The sequence below is a fragment of the Fusibacter sp. genome, assembly GCF_057447755.1.
Window position 1 is genome coordinate 1 of record NZ_JBVBZF010000033.1, and the last position, 19,812, is coordinate 19,812.

General features: G+C 38.4%; 20 protein-coding genes. 4 read left to right on the forward strand and 16 right to left on the reverse strand.

The features are described from left to right. From AC220I_RS07385 to AC220I_RS07435, 11 genes are all read right to left on the reverse strand, one after another. On the reverse strand, window positions 1-405 hold a 405-nt coding region (locus AC220I_RS07385; RefSeq protein WP_486723171.1), incomplete at its 3' end, for a protein kinase domain-containing protein. Window positions 406-416: 11 nt separating this feature from the next. Next, a complete protein-coding gene (locus AC220I_RS07390; RefSeq protein ID WP_486723172.1) occupies window positions 417-1,121 on the reverse strand; it encodes a Stp1/IreP family PP2C-type Ser/Thr phosphatase in 705 nt (234 codons plus the stop codon). 10 nt (window positions 1,122-1,131) lie between these two features. After that, window positions 1,132-2,511 (reverse strand): 16S rRNA (cytosine(967)-C(5))-methyltransferase RsmB, encoded by a 1,380-nt coding sequence (gene rsmB, locus AC220I_RS07395; protein ID WP_486723173.1) that lies wholly within the window; start codon window positions 2,509-2,511, stop codon window positions 1,132-1,134. A gap of 293 nt (window positions 2,512-2,804) precedes the next feature. Beyond that, window positions 2,805-3,488: a zinc metallopeptidase gene (locus tag AC220I_RS07400; protein WP_486723174.1), complete on the reverse strand. Its 684-nt coding sequence runs from the start codon at window positions 3,486-3,488 to the stop codon at window positions 2,805-2,807. A gap of 13 nt (window positions 3,489-3,501) precedes the next feature. Further along, window positions 3,502-4,458 carry a methionyl-tRNA formyltransferase gene (gene fmt, locus AC220I_RS07405; RefSeq protein WP_486723175.1) on the reverse strand — a complete coding sequence of 319 codons (957 nt, stop codon included), beginning with the start codon at window positions 4,456-4,458 and terminating at the stop codon, window positions 3,502-3,504. A gap of 3 nt (window positions 4,459-4,461) precedes the next feature. Further along, a complete protein-coding gene (gene def, locus AC220I_RS07410) occupies window positions 4,462-4,923 on the reverse strand; it encodes a peptide deformylase (RefSeq protein WP_486723176.1) in 462 nt (153 codons plus the stop codon). 10 nt (window positions 4,924-4,933) lie between these two features. Continuing rightward, window positions 4,934-7,378, reverse strand: coding sequence for a primosomal protein N' (gene priA, locus AC220I_RS07415; protein WP_486723177.1), 2,445 nt, complete (start codon window positions 7,376-7,378; stop codon window positions 4,934-4,936). Between the two features lie 57 nt (window positions 7,379-7,435). After that, window positions 7,436-8,653 carry a bifunctional phosphopantothenoylcysteine decarboxylase/phosphopantothenate--cysteine ligase CoaBC gene (gene coaBC, locus AC220I_RS07420; RefSeq protein ID WP_486723178.1) on the reverse strand — a complete coding sequence of 406 codons (1,218 nt, stop codon included), beginning with the start codon at window positions 8,651-8,653 and terminating at the stop codon, window positions 7,436-7,438. A gap of 110 nt (window positions 8,654-8,763) precedes the next feature. Continuing rightward, complete coding sequence (rpoZ, locus tag AC220I_RS07425) at window positions 8,764-8,991, reverse strand: DNA-directed RNA polymerase subunit omega (RefSeq protein WP_486723179.1); 228 nt, start codon at window positions 8,989-8,991, stop codon at window positions 8,764-8,766. Continuing rightward, window positions 8,984-9,607: a guanylate kinase gene (gene gmk, locus AC220I_RS07430; protein WP_486723180.1), complete on the reverse strand. Its 624-nt coding sequence runs from the start codon at window positions 9,605-9,607 to the stop codon at window positions 8,984-8,986. Before gmk ends, rpoZ begins: the two co-directional genes overlap by 8 nt. Window positions 9,608-9,617: 10 nt before the next feature. Then, the gene (locus AC220I_RS07435; RefSeq protein WP_486723181.1) at window positions 9,618-10,502 is read right to left on the reverse strand and encodes a YicC/YloC family endoribonuclease; all 885 of its coding nucleotides are present in this window, start codon (window positions 10,500-10,502) and stop codon (window positions 9,618-9,620) included. 202 nt (window positions 10,503-10,704) lie between these two features. Between AC220I_RS07435 and AC220I_RS07440 the strand changes: the two genes are divergently transcribed. The 3 genes from AC220I_RS07440 to AC220I_RS07450 all read left to right on the forward strand — a co-directional run bounded on the left by AC220I_RS07440 (window position 10,705) and on the right by AC220I_RS07450 (window position 14,135). Continuing rightward, window positions 10,705-12,453, forward strand: a complete 1,749-nt coding sequence (locus AC220I_RS07440) for an Rqc2 family fibronectin-binding protein (protein ID WP_486723182.1) — start codon at window positions 10,705-10,707, stop codon at window positions 12,451-12,453. Between the two features lie 48 nt (window positions 12,454-12,501). After that, a complete protein-coding gene (locus AC220I_RS07445; protein ID WP_486723183.1) occupies window positions 12,502-13,431 on the forward strand; it encodes a hypothetical protein in 930 nt (309 codons plus the stop codon). Window positions 13,432-13,529: 98 nt separating this feature from the next. Next, window positions 13,530-14,135 carry a DUF308 domain-containing protein gene (locus AC220I_RS07450; protein ID WP_486723184.1) on the forward strand — a complete coding sequence of 202 codons (606 nt, stop codon included), beginning with the start codon at window positions 13,530-13,532 and terminating at the stop codon, window positions 14,133-14,135. Window positions 14,136-14,318: 183 nt separating this feature from the next. Here the strand turns inward: AC220I_RS07450 and AC220I_RS07455 are convergent, their stop codons facing one another. From AC220I_RS07455 to AC220I_RS07475, 5 genes are all read right to left on the reverse strand, one after another. Next, on the reverse strand, window positions 14,319-16,322 hold the full coding sequence (locus AC220I_RS07455) for a DUF6449 domain-containing protein (RefSeq protein WP_486723185.1): 2,004 nt from the start codon (window positions 16,320-16,322) through the stop codon (window positions 14,319-14,321). Beyond that, complete coding sequence (locus AC220I_RS07460; RefSeq protein WP_486723186.1) at window positions 16,297-17,214, reverse strand: ABC transporter ATP-binding protein; 918 nt, start codon at window positions 17,212-17,214, stop codon at window positions 16,297-16,299. Before AC220I_RS07460 ends, AC220I_RS07455 begins: the two co-directional genes overlap by 26 nt. A gap of 174 nt (window positions 17,215-17,388) precedes the next feature. Beyond that, window positions 17,389-17,928 (reverse strand): bifunctional pyr operon transcriptional regulator/uracil phosphoribosyltransferase PyrR, encoded by a 540-nt coding sequence (pyrR, locus tag AC220I_RS07465; RefSeq protein WP_486723187.1) that lies wholly within the window; start codon window positions 17,926-17,928, stop codon window positions 17,389-17,391. A 10-nt stretch (window positions 17,929-17,938) separates the two neighbouring features. Next, window positions 17,939-18,853 (reverse strand): RluA family pseudouridine synthase, encoded by a 915-nt coding sequence (locus AC220I_RS07470; RefSeq protein ID WP_486723188.1) that lies wholly within the window; start codon window positions 18,851-18,853, stop codon window positions 17,939-17,941. 93 nt (window positions 18,854-18,946) lie between these two features. Beyond that, the gene (locus tag AC220I_RS07475) at window positions 18,947-19,147 is read right to left on the reverse strand and encodes a hypothetical protein (protein ID WP_486723189.1); all 201 of its coding nucleotides are present in this window, start codon (window positions 19,145-19,147) and stop codon (window positions 18,947-18,949) included. A 147-nt stretch (window positions 19,148-19,294) separates the two neighbouring features. Here AC220I_RS07475 and AC220I_RS07480 point away from each other — a divergent pair. Beyond that, the coding region (locus AC220I_RS07480; protein ID WP_486723190.1) for a threonine/serine exporter family protein at window positions 19,295-19,812 on the forward strand (518 nt) is incomplete at its 3' end.

Sequence of the window (19,812 nt, forward strand, 5' to 3'; positions counted from 1 at the left end):
ATGAATGATGTTGTTTTGATGGGCATTATTTAAGGCTGAAGCAATTTGAAGCGATATGTTAATCACAGCTTCTTCACGCATGAAGCCGTGCATTTTATTGAGGTAGTCTCTTAGTGTGTTCCCTGTAACAAGCTCCATGACGATATAGTGCATGCCTTGATCAAGTCCCACATCAAAGATGTTTACAATATTAGGATGAGATAAACTTGCTGCAGATTGAGATTCCTTCTCAAACTTAGTAACAAACTCCTCATCATTGCTAAGTTCACTTTTTAATATTTTAACAGCCACCATTCGATTCAAAATCAAATCCTTAGCACGATAAACAGTAGCCATCCCGCCTGAACCCACATTTTCCATGATTTCATAGCGTTTGTCTAAAATAGTTCCAATGATACTCGTCATGAATATCCTCCTTACAATTCTATGCAAATGACAGTGATATTGTCAAAACCACCGTTTTCATTTGCCGATTCAATCATTTTATTAGGAATGACATCCGTCTCATTGTTCTTAATGATTTCAAATAATTCCTCTTTACTTAACATATTGGTTAAACCATCTGTACAGAGCAGAATGTGTTTATATTCAAAATAAGGTATAGAAGTTTGATAGAAGTCAAACTTGTCATCAATACCAAGAGCACTTGTAATGATATTTCGATCTGGGTGATTAACCGCTTCAGCCTCACTGATGCTACCGATTTTCAAGAGCTCAGCCACTAAAGAATGATCTTTGGTAATCTGATGCAGCGTCTCCTCATTAACCATATAAAGCCTGCTGTCACCAACATTGGCCACATGTAATCGTTCATCATCGATATAACATACCACCACAGTGGTGCCCATGTTACTAAACTCAGAATTGTGAACCCCATGATTTTTAATCGCCTGATTTGCTTCAATCAAAATGCCCTCAATATCCTTTTCGAAATCGAAGTTTACTTTGGTTTTTACAGCCGATTCTATGGTTTCACAAGCGATTCTTGACGCCACTTCACCAGCATTGTGACCACCCATGCCATCTGCGACGATATATAGTCTTAGCGCTTCGTTTACTAAAACAAAATCTTCATTGTTATCCCTTTTCATTCCTACATCTGTTTGCGCAAATGCCCTCATTCAACACCTCTTATTCAAATTTAATCATTTTTGCAATAAAAAAGCCATCTGTTCCATGTTGATTTGGATAAAGTGTCAGCATCTCCGAATTTGATACAAGTGCTGCCCCCTTATCGGTTAAGAGTTCTATATTGTTTGAAGATAATCTAATGCCTTGATCTACATCCAACTTGAATTTAGGATGGTGGGCCAAGAACCAATTGACAACTGCTTCATTTTCTTCAGTGTTTAAAGTACACGTACTGTAAAGCAATGTGCCTTGATCTTTTACATACTCTGATGCCGTACTTAAGATCTTCTTTTGAAGTTCTGATAAGGCAGTGAGTTCCTCTAGGGTTTTGTTATACTTAATGTCGGGTTTTCTTCGAATGATGCCAAATCCTGAACAGGGTGCGTCTACAAGGACTACGTCTGCCATGTGCTCAAGTGTCTTGTCAAACAATTGTGCATCATGCGCCTGAACCTTAATATTTTCAAGACCAAGTCTTCTTACATTTTCGTTAATGAGTTCAAGTTTGTGTTCATGAAGGTCTCTCGCATAAACAGTACCCGTGTTTTTCATTAACTGAGCCACATGGGTAGACTTACCACCAGGGGCAGAACAGACGTCCAGCACCACTTGATTTTCTTTGACATCGGCTAAGATGCCAACAAACATGGAACTCTCATCTTGAACTTGGAAATAGCCTTCCTTGAAGCCCGGCACTGAATCTATAGACAATTCATTGAGTGATTTGATGACAAAGGCATCCTTGATGTATTTGGAATCCTCATATACAATCCCCGCCTCATCCAACTTCGTCTTTAGTGCTTCTTTAGTAATTTTTAAAGGATTTACCCTAACGACCAAATCCGGACTCTTGTTATTGGCTTTTAAGAGGGTTTCCGTAAAGGACTGACCATATTGCTCAATCCATCTTTCAACGAGCCACTCAGGATGTGAATAAACAATGCTGAGGTAAGTCGCCGGATGACGTTTGGCATTTGGAAATTCAATCTTGTCTCGGTCTCTGATAAAGGTCCTCAAAACGCCGTTGACATATTTGCCTTGTTCTGCACTGATTTTTTTTGCGAGCTTTACGCATTCATCCACTGCTGCAGAATCAGGCACTTTCGACATAAATTCGATTTGGTATAGTCCCATTCTTAAGATGTTGACAACTTCGTGATGAATTTTTCCAAATCTCAGACGTGACAGCTTTCTAATGTAAAAATCCAACAGGATTTTATTTTCTAATATACCAAGCACTAAATAGCTGATAAATCTACGGTCTACTGAGTCAATGTCATATTGTTCAAAGTAGCGATTTAGTGCAATATGTGAAAACGATTTGTCAGTATCAATTTGCCCCAGTATACGTAGGGCCATTTTTCTTGCATTAACTTTCATAAGTCACCCATTTCTCTTTTAATAAACTAACCCTAATTATATCAAAATTCACCCCTGTTGATAACCATAATTGGATTTTTATCAAATAAACTTAATAAAACAGTGGCTAAATTTGTATCCCACATAAACAACTATTGAGCCATCTCTCGATGTCTCAAAACAATTTTCGCTGACGCTGTTTGAGGCTGAACATTCCTCATCACAGCTTTCGGCTCATATTTTGTTGTATACAATAAAGGCTGATTTACAAGTTCTACGCCCTATAAATCAGCCATTTTAATCAAATTACATTATTAGTTTCTTCTGTTAGATAACAAGAGCATTCTCACGAGTTGTCCAATTGCAATCGCTGCTGCAGCAACATATGTCATGGCAGCTGCTGTCAGTACTTTTCTTGCATGACTGTTCTCTTCGTCCACCAAGATACCATATTCATTCATCATTCTAAGTGCTCTTGAGCTGGCATTAAACTCAACTGGCAAAGTCAAGATTTGGAAGACCACAGAAAAACTGAAAAACAAGATCCCGATGTTTACAAGAAAAGGCATCGAAAGTACCATACCTGCAATAAACAAGGGCCAAAGCGCTTGTGATCCAAGCTGTGCCGCTGGAAGAACTGCTGTTCTAAGGGATAGAGGCACATAACCTTCAGCATGTTGAAGGGCGTGACCGGCCTCATGACAAGCAACACTTACAGACGCTACAGATGGATTGTCATAAACAGGTTCAGAAAGTCTAATGACTTTTGCTCTTGGATCATAATGGTCTGATAAGTAGCCGCCAACGCGCTCTACTCTAACATCATAAATCCCATTGCTTTTTAAAATTTGCTCAGCAGCCTGCGCACCTGTGAGGTTTCTGGCATTTCTAATCTTATGATATTTGTTAAATGTATTTTTAACGCCCATGTTTGCGAAAAACGCAACGATCATTAATAAAAATAAAATAAAATAGCCACCGCCACCGTAATAGTACATATAATTACCTCCTCTAGCTTAATCGAGTCCCTAATTCAATATTATGACCAAGTAAAAAAGCACCACATGCCATTCGTTTTCCACTTCCCCACTGAATTTCAAGAAGTTCTAAAATAGATGATTCTGCTTTCACCAAAATGCTGTTCTTTCGAACGGCAAAGACTGTACCATTCGCTTTATCTTTATAGTTTTCAAGCTCGTTTTCAACTAAGTCTTTCTCTTCAAGGACATTGGCTTTGAATATTTTTAGTGTCTTGTCCTGGTAGAGCGTATGGGCTATAGGCCAAGGATTAAAGCCTCTAATGAGATTGTTAATTTCACTTGCATGCTTTTGCCAATCCACTTTTGCCAAATCCTTATTTAACAAGGACGCATAAGTTGCCAATGCCTCATCCTGCTTTTCAGGCTTTATGCTGCCCTCTTCAAGTCCCCTTAAGGTCTTTATCAAAAGCAGGGCACCCATAGATGCAAGATGATCGTGTAACTCACCTGCAATCATTTCCGAATCAATTTCTATGACATCCTTCAAGAGCATATCGCCAGTATCGAGACCGACATCCATGAGCATTGTGGTAACACCAGATTCTTTGTCACCATTTACAATCGCCCAGTTAATCGGTGCTGCACCTCTAAGCCTTGGCAATAAAGATGCATGAACGTTGATACAACCGTATTTAGGAATGTCGAGTATCTCTTTTGACAAAATTTGACCATATGCCACAACGACAATACAGTCAGGGTTTAAGTCTTTTATAAGTGCCGTCCAATCTCCCTTTTTGATTTTCTCGGGTTGAAAAACTGGAATATCGTGTTCCAGGGCGACTTCTTTAACAGGAGGCATGGACATTTGCTTGCCCCTTCCCTTGGGTTTATCAGGCTGTGTGAACACACCAATCACTTCATGATGTTCGATACAAGCCTTTAAGGTGCCAACTGCAAATTCAGGTGTTCCCATAAAAATTATTTTCATCAATTAAGCCTCTTCTAATTCTTCGATTTGTTTATCCGTGTAGAGAATACCATTTAAATGGTCAATTTCATGGCAAAGGGCAATTGCCAACAGTTCTTCGCCTTCAATTTCATAGAAATCACCATAAACATCTTGAAATTTGACCCTTACATATTCAGGTCTTACAACCTTGCCACTTTTTCCAGGAATGCTAAGACAACCCTCAAAATTGCATTGCTCGCCCTTCATCTCAACAATCTCTGGATTTATGAGCTCGAAAGGCCCTTCATCGTCATATAAATCAATGACTACAACGCGTTTTAAAATACCAATCTGTGGTGCTGCTAGACCTACGCCTTCTGCATCATGCATGGTATCAATCATATCGTTCACCAAAACCTCAAGCTTCTCGTCAAATTTTGTGACGTTTTTAGACAACTTTCTAAGTATTGGATCATGTTCTAATCTAATGGTGCGAATTGCCATAATGCGCCTCCTATAAAATATTTCTGGCATCAAGGTCTATTTGCAGACCACATGCTTCAATCTTTGTAAATTCTTCTTCTAATATTTTAAAATATCTTGTGATTAAGTTCAACAGGTCTGGCGGACATTTTATCAGGATCTGCCATCTGTAAAGTCCATCTATCTTCTTTAATAATGCAGGAGATGCTGGGTATAATTCTATCCTATTTTGTAAATCTTTTTTTAAAAAATTCTTAATGAGAAATGTATGGGCCTTTTGGGCATACTGCATTGCCGTATTTTCTGTCTTTGAAGTAATTAATAAGTTAATTAATCTAAAATACGGTGGGTAATGTCTCATTTCTCTATATTTCATCTCCACATCAAAAAAAGCCTCATAGTCTGAGATGTTAATTGCATAATGGTCGGGTGTATAGGTCTGAAGAATAACTTCACTTGGCTTTTCGCCTCTTCCACCTCTACCTGCAACCTGATTTACCAACTGATAGGTGCGTTCTGAAGCTTGGTAGCTTGGGAAATTGAACATCAAATCTGCAGATAGAATGCCTACTAAGGTGACGTTTTTAAAGTCAAAGCCCTTTGTCACCATTTGGGTACCAATGAGGATATCCGTTTTATCAGTCTCAATATCCGTTATCATGGCTTCGAGGCTACCCTTTCTTGAAGTGGTGGTTCGATCCATTCTGGCAATCCTGGCATTTCTAAAATACTTCTTTAAGGTTTCCTCAACCTTTTCAGTTCCTACACCAAAGTATTTAAAATACTGGCTTTCACACTCAGGACATTTTTTAGGCACAAAGGACTCATAGCCACAGTAATTACACTTAACTGACTTTTCAGTCTTAAAATAAGTCAGGGTCACATCACAATTAGGACATGCCATGGTGAAGCCACAGCTTCTACATGAAACAAAAGTCGAATGCCCCTTCCTGTTGAGAAAGATGATGCTCTGTTCACCTCTTTCAAGGCGCATTTCAATGGCAGAAAACAACCTTCTACTTAATATGGACATATTGCCCTCTTCGAGCTCACGTCTCATATCAACAATTTCCATCACAGGCAAGGCCTGATTGTTGTACCTTTTCTTAAGTTCTAGAAGTTGTCTTTTGCCAATTTGAGCATCGTAGTAAGATCCCAAGGCAGGTGTCGCTGAACCAGCGACCAGTAAAGCACCTGTTAAAGATGCTCTAAGCTTTGCAATCTCATAAGTCTCATATCTTGGACGCTTTTCAGACCGATAAGAGTTTTCGTGTTCCTCATCAATGATGACCAGTCCGATGTCGTCTGTAGGTGCAAACACTGCAGAACGCGCCCCTATAATCATGTCATAGTCGCCACGTCTGATACCCTTCCATTGGTCGTGTTTTTCCCCATTAGAAATTTTCGAATGCAAAAGGGCAATGCGATCCTTTCCAAATCGACTCACGAATCGCGACACAATTTGTGGTGTCAGTGAAATTTCAGGGACCAAAAGAATGGTCTTTTTCCCTTTTTGAATCATATAATCAATTAATTCCGCATAAACTTCTGTTTTACCACTACCAGTGATACCGTGAATGAGAAAATCATTTTGTACCCCGGCTTCATACGCTTTGATAATCTGCTCATAGACATTCTGCTGTTCTTCATTAAGTGCTATATTTTTCTTGCTTTCTATGGCTGTCATGAAGGCAGGCATTCTACGATCTTCTTTGAGTTCGATTTCAACTAGCCCCTCTTCAAGGAACTTGTCGATAACGTTTCGACTTATTTTATATGTCTTGACCAGCTTGGTCTTTTCAATAATCGGATTTTCAATTAAAAGCTCACAGAGTTTTACCCGGGCGGTATAGCGTTTGGGAATCGTCGGTAGATAGGCTTCAAGGTCACCAACCACATGGATTTCCTCCACATATCGATCCTTGACCACATCTTCATAGTCATACTGCAAGTCCAGCCAATTTTTAGCGGTGAGTTTTCCTAAAATTTGTGTTTTCACTTTTTCAGAAAAACTGACTTCTATCTGGTTAAACTCAAGCGAATCAAAGGCTTGAATTTGACTAAAAATTACGAGTTCCTTGTCACTCAGTTCCTCTTTATGACTTAAACCCAGCTCTGTTACCCTGTATCGCTTGAGCTGATTGGTCATGGTCCCAGATGGCAAAAATAGCTGCAAGGCTTCAGTATAGGAACATAGATATTGCCCTCTGATGTAATCAACAACCTTTAAATCAAGCTCACTTAGATAAACATCGTCGTCAAACACATGGCGCAAAGGCTTAATGGTGAATTCAGGCGGATTTTCTAAAGTGTCTTTGCACTCTATGATAATGCCTTCAACTTGACCTGAATTTCCAAATGGCACCAAGACCCTCATGCCTGCTTTTACGTAAGTCTGATACTTTTCAGGAATCCCGTATGTGAACAATTGATCTAAATTTTGTGCATTTCTTAAAATGGCAATATTTGCAAACATTTTCGCCTCGTTATTTTTTGTAAATTTTAGTTTTGATCATCATTGAAAATTTAAGACCTATTTCTCAGCCAGCTTTTTCACAACTCGATCCAGCACAATGCGTGCTACCTGATCCTTTTCAAGACAGTCATACGCTGCTTCAGTTCCGTCTTTGTCAAAGATTGTAACGATGTTGGTATCCACATCGAAACCCGCACCCTTCTCTGCAACATTATTTGCCACAATAAAATCGAGATTTTTTTCATTGAGCTTAGAGAGTGCATAGGTCTTGAGATTTTGTGTCTCAGCTGCAAACCCCACTAAAACCTGATGGGTTTTAATTTGGCCAAGCGTCTTTAATATGTCTGGATTTTTAACCATTTCTATGGACATTGAAGCATCCTTTTTCTTGATTTTTTCAGGACTCATTTGTGCAGGTTTATAATCAGCTGGTGCTGCTGCCTTGATGATCACATCCACTGAAGAATTGGCCATTACAGCATCAAACATGTCCTGAGTAGAAACCACAGGTATCAAATCGACACCCTCTGGTGCCTTAATCGATGTCGGACCACTGACGAGTATTACTTCAGCACCCATATCATGAGCGACCCTTGCAATCGCATAGCCCATCTTACCACTTGACTCATTACTGATATAGCGGACAGGGTCTATGGATTCACGCGTTGGTCCCGCTGTCACCAGCACTTTTTTACCAGCAAGTGTTTTAGGTTCCTCTGCTGACTTTGCATTTTCAAAATATTGAATCACTTCATCCACGATAATTTCTGGATCGGCGAGCTTGCCGGCCCCAACATCACCACACGCCAATCGTCCTGAACCCGGATCGATCACATGATAGCCATAACTTCTTAAGATGGATAAATTGTTTTGTAAAATAGGATTTTCATACATTTTTGTGTTCATTGCAACTGCCAAGTAAACCGGTGCTTCTGTAGCCATAACGGTTGTTGTCAACATATCGTCGGCAATGCCGTGAGCAATTTTGCCGATGACATTTGCAGAAGCCGGTGCGATTAAGAACAAGTCTGCTCTTTTAGCAAGCGCAATATGCTCAACATCCCATGTCTTTGGGTCTTCGAACATATCTGTCACCACATAATTCTGTGACAAGGACTGAAAGGTTAATGCACTTACAAATTGTGTGCTATTTTGAGTCATGATTACATAGACATTGGCGCCTTGCTTTTTCAAACGGCTGACCACATCTGCCGCTTTATAAGCAGCAATACCACCAGTTACACCTAAAACTATATTTTTTCCGTGAAGTTTCATAAGAATACCTCCTAAAATCACTTAACTCGTCAAATTAAAATTATAAAAAATGCTATTAAAATACACCCTATGAAAACATAGGATGCACTTAATTGGCTTTCATATTAAACTTAGAATAATCTAATTTCCTCTGATGCGTACTCTGTTACAACATGTAAACCTTCAACTTTATCAGTTATGATTTCTTGAATCGCAATTGATAATGGTTTTTCTGCATCAAAATCATATACATCATCTTCGCCGTCAATAATTGTTCTCGCTCTTCTTGACGCGATAATGCAAAGCGCATATCTGTTTCCTGTTTTTTCGATTAAGTCATCAATAGATGGATTAAGCATTTTCTGTTTCCTCCTTAAATTTGCAAACAATTTGTTCTATATCAGCAGCAACCCTACACTTCTCAGCTAAAATTATAGATTGCAGAATATCTGTGGCATGATCCACCTTATCATTTACGATAAAGTAATCATAGTTCTTAATATATTCAATCTCACTATAGGCACTTGATAATCTCTTCTCAAGTGATTCAGGCGTTTCACTGCCCCTACCTACAATTCGATTTTTAAGCTCTTTCATAGAAGGCGGCAATACAAAGACAAATATGCCTTCCGGATATTTCTTTTTTACTTGAAGCGCACCTTGAATGTCAATTTCAAGTAAAACGTTGTCACCATTAATAATATGATCTACAACAAATTTCTTTGGCGTGCCATAATAATTATCATAAACCTTGGCATGTTCTAAAAATCCGTCTGCCTGAATCATCTCTTCGAATTGATCACGGTTTAAATAATGATAGCTCACACCTTCAATTTCACCGTTTCTCGGTTGTCTTGTGGTTGCTGAAACCGATACGATGACACTCTTGTCTCTAGAAATTAACTCTTTACAAATCGTGCCTTTCCCCGCACCAGAAGGTCCAGATACAACGATTAATAAGCCCTTTTGGTTCATAAACGCTCCCTTATTCAATGTTTTGAATCTGCTCTCTAATTTGTTCAATTTCACTCTTCAAATCAATAACAAGATTTGAAATATCTATATCAGGTGACTTAGAGCCGATGGTATTTACTTCACGATTGAGCTCTTGAATTAAGAAGTCAAGCTTTCTACCAATTGGTTCAGATGCCTCCAAAATATTATTGATTTGTCCTAAATGAGAATGGATTCTAACAATTTCCTCATTGATGTTGGTCTTATCAGCGTATATCGCAAGCTCATTTGCCAATCTCATCTCATCAATATCAGCGTTCAACTCTTTTAGGAGTTCACTTACGCGGTCTTTTGTCTTAAGTCTATAGGCCTCTAGAATTTGTGGTGATAAGGCTTCAATCTTACCGAGAATCACTCTGATGTGTTCTGTCTTCTCATTGATGTCTTCTTTGAGCTTTTGCCCCTCTTGCTCACGCATTTCCAATATTCTTTCAACGGCAATATTGAGTGCAGGTTCAATTGCAGCCCAATACTCCTCTTCACCTCTTTCAAGATAAGAGACGTCAATACCCTCTTGAATTCGCGTCAACATACTAAGGGTTACATCATCCTTGATTTCATACCTATTTTTAATTTCTCTATAGACATTTACATATTTATCTAAAATATCAAAATTAGCGGTTACTTCGTAGTTATCGTATGATTTTTCATCTAAATTAATATAGACATCAATACGCCCTCTTGACAGGTGTTCCTTGATTTTATTCTTGATTCGATCTTCAAAGACATTAAGTTTCTTTGGCATCTTAACGATAATATCACAATATCTATTGTTAACGGATTTAATCTCCAAGGTTATATCAAATGCTTCATTTGAAAACTCGCCACGGCCAAAGCCTGTCATGCTGTAAATCATTGCTACCTCCATATACTTGTACATCATTAGATTATAACATAGATCGCCCTCTTGTGACAACCTTCTACCGAACGATAAATCTCTTATTAATAATATAACATATATACACCTCAAAGGGTTCATAAAACAATCAAAACTTTATCTTTTTTAAGAGAAGTGTTATACTTTTTTCAAATCAACTTTTGCAATTAGGAGGCAACACATGGCATTTGACGGCATATTTGTAAGTCAACTCGTTAAAGAACTCGCACCTTTATTAATCGGTGCCCGAATAGATAAAATACACCAGCCTGAAAAGGACGAACTCTCTTTAATCATCAGAGGGAAAGACCAAAATTACACCCTGTTCATATCTGTGGAAAGTGCCCTGCCCTATTTCGCCCTGACCACACAAAAGAAAGAAAACCCTCAAACACCACCCATGTTCTGTATGCTACTTCGTAAGCACATTGCCGGCGGTCGCATTTTCAACATGACTCAACATGGCAACGAAAGAGTGGTGGTTCTTGAAATAGAAGCAAAAAACGAACTCGGTGAACTTGAACGCAAGAAGCTCATCATCGAAATCATGGGCAAGCACTCAAATCTGATTGTAACCAAGGAAGATTTCACAATCATTGATAGCATAAAGCGCATCACGCCTGATATGAGCCGTGTGAGATCCGTATTACCTGGACTTAAATACGAGTTTCTAGAATCCGATAAAATACGACTTGATCAAGTGGAACTTGAATTTAAGGCTTCCTTAGACGCCAAAGTCAAAACCGCACCACAAACAAAATGTTTTAAGGCACTCTACGAGATCGTAGAAGGTTTCAGCCCTCTTGCTTCAAAGACCGTTTTAAACCAAGCAGACCTTTCCTTTGACTTGCCCATTGGCCAACTTTTGCCAAGAGAAGTAGATGCTATTATAGCAGGGCTTATTAATTTTAGGGACCATCTGGGAAAGATCGGTTACGTCTATTATGACGCCTTTGATATTCCAAGAGAGCTTTACTTCTTAGATTCGCTTAAGGGCTATGATCACATTTACGAGGCAGATTCTCTAAATGCCGCTGTGGATTTGTATTACAGCACACAAAATAAACAACTCAAAAACCACCAAAGGGCAAACGACCTAAAGAAGACTGTTGCTCAAAGACTTGAACGGTCTGAATCCAAGCTAAACAAATTGAAAATGGAGCTTGAAACTGCTGAAAACTCTGAAATATATAAGATTCAAGGCGAACTCATCTTAGCCAACATTTATAGACTCTCTAAAGGCATGAATGTTGCGACACTTGAGAACTACTACAGCCAAGCAAACGAACCCATTGACATTCCCCTTGACATCAGACTTGATCCATCAGAAAACGCACAGCGTTATTTCAAAAAATACAACAAACTCAAGACTGCTAGACTTGAGCTTAAAATTCAAATTGAAGAGACTAATCAGGAAGTGGCTTATTTAGATCAAGTCCTCACCTTGCTAAATAACATAGATGAGCCATCAGATCTATTAAGTATCAAACAAGAGCTTATGGAAGAAGGCTTTGTAAAGTCAAGAATGACCAAACAAAAGACCAAGCCCACTAAGGAGATTTTCAAACGATTTGTCTCAAGTGACGGTTTTGAAATCCTCGTGGGTAAAAACAACAAGCAAAACGATCAACTCACTACAAAAATTGCTTCAAACAAGGATCTTTGGCTCCATACTAAAATTATTCCTGGTTCTCACGTCATCATTCGCACTGAGGGAAGCGATGTTCCTGAACAGACTTTAATTGAAGCGGCAATTATTGCTGCCTATCATTCAAAGGCCCGTGAATCTTCAAACGTCCCTGTGGATTATACTTTGGTTAAAAATGTTTCAAAACCCAATGGTGCAAAACCCGGTATGGTAATCTATGTTCAAAACAAAACCCTATATGTTACACCAGATGAGCAAGTGATTAATCAACTCAAACGATAATTTTGAAACCCATAAAAAGTCTTAGACAAAATATTTTGAGGTTAATTTATGAAAATAAAATATATTGTGGTCATTTTAGTTGTGCTACTAGCAGTTGGTGGCCTTCTCTATAACGAAAATCGTCTTGAAAACACTATAAGAATAGGTGTATTATCAGAAACCGCTTCTTTGCCGATAATTGACGCTTACGATCAAGGTGGTTTCAAATCATTGGATCGACCTATTGAAGTAATCGTATACCTAAACGAGAACGCCATGCTCTACGATGCCAAAATCGGGTATTTGGATGGTTTTTTATGTGAACCCTCTACATTTATCGTCTCCCTGAAATCATTATCAGATTTTGTCATTGTTTCTAGCACCTATAAAGAGCTCTATCTAATCAGTTCGAAAAACAACAACACCGTAAGCAAGCTAAACGATGTTCAGGCCGCTGCCATGGGCATCTATAATTACAACCAATGCGAGTATTTTTTGGATTTGACCATACAGGCCCAAAATGTGATTGGGCTCTCCATGGACGAAGTTGTCATAAACGATCCACTTAAGCGCGTGTCCTTTATTGAAGATAACACCCTTGATTTTGGCGTTTTTACATCACCCTATAGTGATTATTTACTCAGCCAAAACACAAAACTCATCCAAAAGATGAGTGGTCTTCGCGCCAGCTTTACTGTACTGGCCATCAATAAGGCCATTGAAGCTGGCGATATTGAACTCGTTGAACAGATGATTTCTGAGATTAATGACACCGCTGAAAATAAATCCCTTAAACATTACAATCATTTAATTGACAAGTATTTCAACCTTCCCGCTCAAATTCAGCTTTCAGAAATGCCCTTTGATACGACCTTTAAATTGCCTAATTTTGATGATATGGACAATTTACTCAGTTGGCTCTACAACACTGAACGTATTCCTACCAAATTCAAGTATTTTGATTTGGTTACCGAACTCATTGCAGCGAAATCACACTGAACATATTTTATTTAAGTTGCTTTTTTGTTAATACTATATTCATATTTTTGGCTTATACTAACATTAATATAACAAATTAAAAAATGGTTGGTGAGATCATGGAACACAATTATAAATTAAATGGCATTCAATGGACGGGCATAACACTAGGTGTTATCGGAGCCTTTCTTATAGCGTTTCCAACAGCAGTCGGTGTATTTGCTATCAAATTCATCACATTGCTTTTGATGATAATCGGATTTTATGGCTTGACTTTCTCCTTTTTCTTAAGGAGCATCACCACAACATTCCTAAGCGCTTCATTACTTTTAATGAGCGTTTATGCATTTATGAATCCAGATTATATTCTTATGATTATAGGCATTGCCTTTATCCTGAGTGGTTTTAATGGCCTACTCCTCTATTCCAGACGTAAATCCGACAACATCATTTTATCTTCGATTGCAATGATTTTGCTTGGCGTCTTTTCAATTGTCAATTCCAAAGCAGCACTTGCGACTGTTATGATGATATTAGGCATTGTCATCTTAGCTTTTGGTATTGTCATCGTCTATCAGGGCAAGTTGATGAAGCCCCTAAAGAAAACCGTATTCTACCGTTACAATTCAACCGAATCAAAACCTCATACCACTACAACAAATGGTCGTGTGGTCATCAATATCGATTCTGATGAAGTGGAAGAAGTCGATTACAAAGAAATTTAAACAAAAATAAGCCCCCTATTTTTATGTAGGAGGGCTTTTTATTATATACAACAAAATTTGAGCCAAAAGCTGTGATGAGGAATGTTCAGCCACAAACAGCGTCAGCGAAAATTGGTTTGAGACATGGTGAGATAGCTCAAATGTTTTTATATATCATTAGTACTTTGAGCAAGAATAGTCAAATTACTCAAACAAGTTTAAGACTTCATTGGGGAGGTCTTTTTTTTGAACATAGGCATATACCATCCCATCAAGCTTTTCCTTGAGACCAACACCAACGACAAAATATGGCTCATCAATATCAAAGTATTCACCATAAGACATATGCTCAAGTATGATGTTGATCCAAGCAGGGTCTGTGATGTTTATGGTATTGGACTCCGTATTAATGGCAGTTGTCGCATTAGATTTAAGGCCAACCTCCTCTAAGACAATATAGCTAACGGCTTCCGGCTTGAGTGCAACTTTTGAAAGTATACCGATTTGGTCAAGCCACGCCTTGGTTCTGGCGAACTTGGAGTTCAACGGCACATCTACCAGGATGGCGCGATCATCCGTATCGTCATAGGCCATAAGGTCATCACCCTCAAGGCTGTTGTTTGTGGCAACATTCACATTAATGTTCATTCGGTTGTCATAAAAAACAATATGCGCTTGGTCATAACGACTAAAGACCAAATCTTCTGCATTGGCGTCCAGTATATCCTGTTTTAAAAGTGTCAACATCTTGGTCATGTCTGCTTCACTTTCGATCTTCTCTCGATTGTTCCAAAACTCGTTGCTTTCAATGAGCGCCATCGAAATGTCTTCAGCTTTTAAGTTAAATATATCATAGGTTTGCTTTTTATAGCTTTCAGAGCTATAGAGGGCTTCAAAAAGAGGCTTATACCTTAACTCTTCTATGGTATACTGACGCTTTACCTTAGTACCATTTTTGAGGTTATATTGTATATAAAACCGTTTGCCATGGTCACTTTTAACCTCTTCATCCACAAGTTTTTGATGGATCATTCTAACGGTTTCCATATCTTCTGGTAGGGCATATACCATATGTTTATCATTATTTTGTGAATAAAACATGGGTTCTAAAATCACGGATTCAAGTTTGTCTACACTTGGCACCTTACCTTCAAAACCAGTGATATCAAAACACAAGATGCTTTGGAAGGCTATAATGCCCATAAGTACAAAAGCATAGCCCTTGACGTATTTACGGAACACGTTGACTCTCTTATCTACAATCATTCGTGAGATGTAGTAACCCAGAGTCCCCCCAATAATGTAGCCTACAAAAAGTGCTGTCTCAGTACCATAAATTACTGAAATATAAGTTCCACCAACAAAGGCGCTGCATATTGTAACCCCCATTGTGAAAACCGGCTTCAAAACTGGAAATGCTAAAACATCGCCTGCCATTTCATCTTTGCGCATGGCATAGAGGTGAAAAATCGACCCTGTAAAAATCACGGTGAAGGTCAATAGGCTAAAATAAGTCATGTTGGTAATTTTATCGGCAGGTAGTTCAAACAACAGGGTCAAGGGTGACAGCTTCAAAATCACCAGTTCTAAAAACTGACTATTGTAATAAAATCCCTTTAGAGTCATTTCCAAGTTGCTGTATATTAAAGTCAACAGACCATATGGTACTGAGAAAAAAATAAGTGTGATCAAACTCGCAGCAATGGTAAATCCAGTCATAATTGAAATCAAGGCAGAAAACAAGTACAAGTTCACCATATAAAGACAGTTCAAAACCATAAAGGATAGCGGGCTATGAATAATCTCAAGGCCAATTGCTTCGGCTGATGGATAAAACACGATTGTGAAAAGTGCAAAGAACATCTGTGGCAAAAACAAAATGAACACACCTGTTATGAGTTTGGACCCTAGCCATTCGTATCTCGAGAAGGGATAGCTGTGAATCCTAGAGATCTGAACCTGACTGTGTAGATATTTAAATTGAAACAGGCCAAGCGCTACAGGAAATATGATAATCGTAAACTGGTGTAGCGGTGAATCAAAATTAAGTAGAGACAACATGTAAAGGGTAAATTTTTCTTCACCAGATAAAGAAGCAACAGGGCCGGTCATAAAGAGGAAAATGATATACAGGACCCCTATCCATCCAAAGTAAGTAAGCTCATGTCTGATAATATGGCTGTTATAAAATGATTTCTTTAATTTCATAGCCATCCCCTCCAATTTCATAAATAAAGACTTCTTCCAAGGTCAAGGGTAGCATGTCTATAAATCTTGGCTTATAGAGGTTGAGCCAATCCATAATTTTAATTTTATCCCCTTTAATAATATAATTATGTACTGAACCAAGGGTACTTTTGTACAGGAGTTTGCAAGTACCAAGCTGACTTTCATCAGCCTCTAATTCAAATGAGGTTTGAATCTTATGGATATCGGTCTTAAGCTCGTCTAAATCCTTCTCTATCAGCAAAGTGCCATTATGGAGTATACCAACATAATCACACACGTCTTCAAGCTCCCTTAGGTTATGCGAAGAAATCAGAACAGTGGTGCCCCGCTCGGCCACGTCTTGAACGATTAAGGACCAAACACGTCTTCTGGTTACAGGATCAAGCCCATCTACAGGTTCGTCCAAAATCATGATATCTGGCATACTGGATATCGCAAGCCAAAAAGCCACTTGCTTCTTCATCCCCTTGGACATCTTTCGGATCAAATGATTTTCATCAATCTCAAACATGGATTTTAGGAGCTCATATCTGTTCTCGTTAAAAAAAGGATAAATCTTCTTATAAAATTTAGAGAGCTGTTTCACTGTATCAGTCGTATTGAAGTAAAGGTCGTCTGAAATATAGGCAATCCGTTTTAAGATGTCTCCATTGTCATAAACGGGTTTGCCGTCAATCAAAACAGCGCCTTCATCCTGTCTATAGGAACCTACAATATGTTTAATCAAAGTCGTCTTACCAGCACCGTTAGGACCAATCAGCCCATAGACACTTCCCTGTTTGACATGTAGATTTATGCCCTTAAGTACTTGAAAATCGCCAAAATACTTCACGAGATTTTGTACTTCTATAAAATTCGCTTCCATTGACATATTAAGGAACACACCTCCTCTACAATTATAGATAATCATTTAAGACCAAAACCTAGTTTTGCCGTACCTAACCGTTTTTGAAAATTCTTGCTCAAAACTGGGTGAAAACTAATGATTTATAATAACATTTGAGACATCTTTCGATGTCTCAAAACAGTTATGCTCTATTTTGCTCTATAACTTTTGATAAATAGCAACCTCATTGCTATCGTCCACTTCCAGCACCTTAACCTTAACGATTTCCTTGCTTGAAGTTGGGACGTTCTTACCGACATAATCAGGTCTAATCGGTAGTTCACGATGACCTCTGTCAACCAAAACAGCAAGTTGAATTGATGCTGGTCTACCGTAATCTATAATCGCATCCATTGCGGCACGTACAGTTCTACCTGTATAAATTACATCATCCACAAGAATAACAATCTTACCGTCAATTTCAAAATCAACGTCAAGCCCCTTCACATCAGGTTGATAACTCTTTAAAGACAAGTCGTCACGATACATAGTAATATCTAGATTGCCTACCATTAAAGGCTTGCCTTCAATCATTTCGATCTTCTCAGATAATCTTTTTGCCAAAGGAACACCTCTGGATTTTATGCCAATTAAAACCAAGTTGTCTATGCCCTTGTTTCTCTCAATAATTTCATGTGCAAGGCGTGTCAAGGTTCTATCAATCGCTTTATCATCTAATATTTTTGCCTTAAACTCCATGTTTCTCCTCCTATAAACTTCTACACTTATTGAGTAGAGTGATAAAATATTCAGGTAGCTCAGAATCAAAAACCATCATTTCGTGTGTGGTTGGGTGTATAAATCCCAAAGTTTTAGCGTGTAAGGCCTGGCCTTCATACTTGACACGCTCAGATTTCACACCGTAAAGCGGGTCACCCAAAAGGGGAAAACCAATAGATGCCATATGCACTCTAATTTGATGCGTTCTGCCAGTTTCGAGCTTGAGTTTGACGAGTGTGTGGTACTTAAATCGTTCTAAGACTTCAAAGTGTGTCACTGCTTGCCTACCATCGGCCACAATTGCAATTTTCTTGCGATCCTTGGGATTTCTAGCTAGGGGTTTGTCAATTGTACCAGAATCCTGTTTAATAACACCATTTACAATAGCATAATACTCTCTCAAAGAGGTCTTATCCTTTAATTGTGCTGCTAAAAACTCATGTGCCTTATTATTTTTGGCAACCATAAGTAGGCCTGAAGTATCCTTGTCTATTCGATGTACAATCCCCGGTCTAATAACCCCATTGATCGAAGACAGTTTTTCCGTCGTGGCCATTAGGGCATTTACTAGGGTGCCGGTGTAGTTACCCGGTGCAGGATGAACCACCATGCCTTGGGGCTTATTGATCACTAACAAATCCTCGTCTTCATAAACAATCTCAATGGGAATATTTTCTGCTTTTATGCTTAATAGTTCAGGCTCTGGGATATCAATCTCGATGAGATCGTCAATGGCGACTTTGACTTTTTTATTATCCAAAATTTTACCATTGAGCATGACGTGCCCATTGCCAATTAATTTTTGTATATAGTTTCTCGAGAGATCATTGAGCGCATCGGACAAAAAAGAATCTATTCTGATGTCCTTAACTTCACTTATAATCTGTATTTTTTCAGTATTCAAGACTTACCTTCTTTCAAAAAAATAAAGCACTTTAAATAAGTGCTTTCATGAAAATATTCTATCAAACTTTAAGAGGATTTAGAAGGGGTATTTTTAAAATACAAGCTTTAACAAAAACATTATCGCCATTATACCAAATATTGGTACAAGCAAGACCAATCCAATTGGAATAAAGAATAAAAACAAGGCCATACCAATCAGACTAAAGACCAATTTTGTTATCCCGAAGCCGATGTGGAATAAAATTTTCATAAACATCATAATGACAAATAGACTAAGAATAAACGTTAACATATGAGACGCTCCTTTCGCTTTCGTGGTATAATATCTAGGGTAAATTACCCTTAATCACGCTTTTCATGGTTTCATAATACCAGTTAATAATTCAAATTAAGTTAAGCCAACATTAGAAGTCGATTAAAATAAGAAAAGGAACCTATTATGATTATACAGAATGAACAAAAAAGCATCGTGGATATTGCACTTAAGGCTGGCAATATCATGCTGACAAATGGTGCAGAGACTTATCGTGTTGAAGACACGGTCAAGAGAATGATTGAATCTAGAGGCCTCGAAGATGTTCATGTTTTCGTGATCCCAACAGGCATCATCGTTTCAGCAAATATAGACAACCACCCTACTACCATATTAGAGCGCATACACGGCGAGGGCATCGACCTCGAAATTATAGACCGTACCAACGCTTTTTCACGTCAGTTCACAAACAGTGACATGACTGCCAAAGATGCTCAAATTGCTTTAGAAGCACTGAGCAATACCCCCACTTTTTCAAAGTGGACACGTTTTTTCTTTAGTGGCATGGCTGGTGGCTTTTTTATCTTTCTATTTAAGGGGTCATTTATAGAATTTTTACTTGCCTATGTGGCAAGCTCTTTCACTGTCCTCTGCTTTGATTCATTGTCCAATAAGCACCTTAACTTTTTTGTTAAAAACATCAT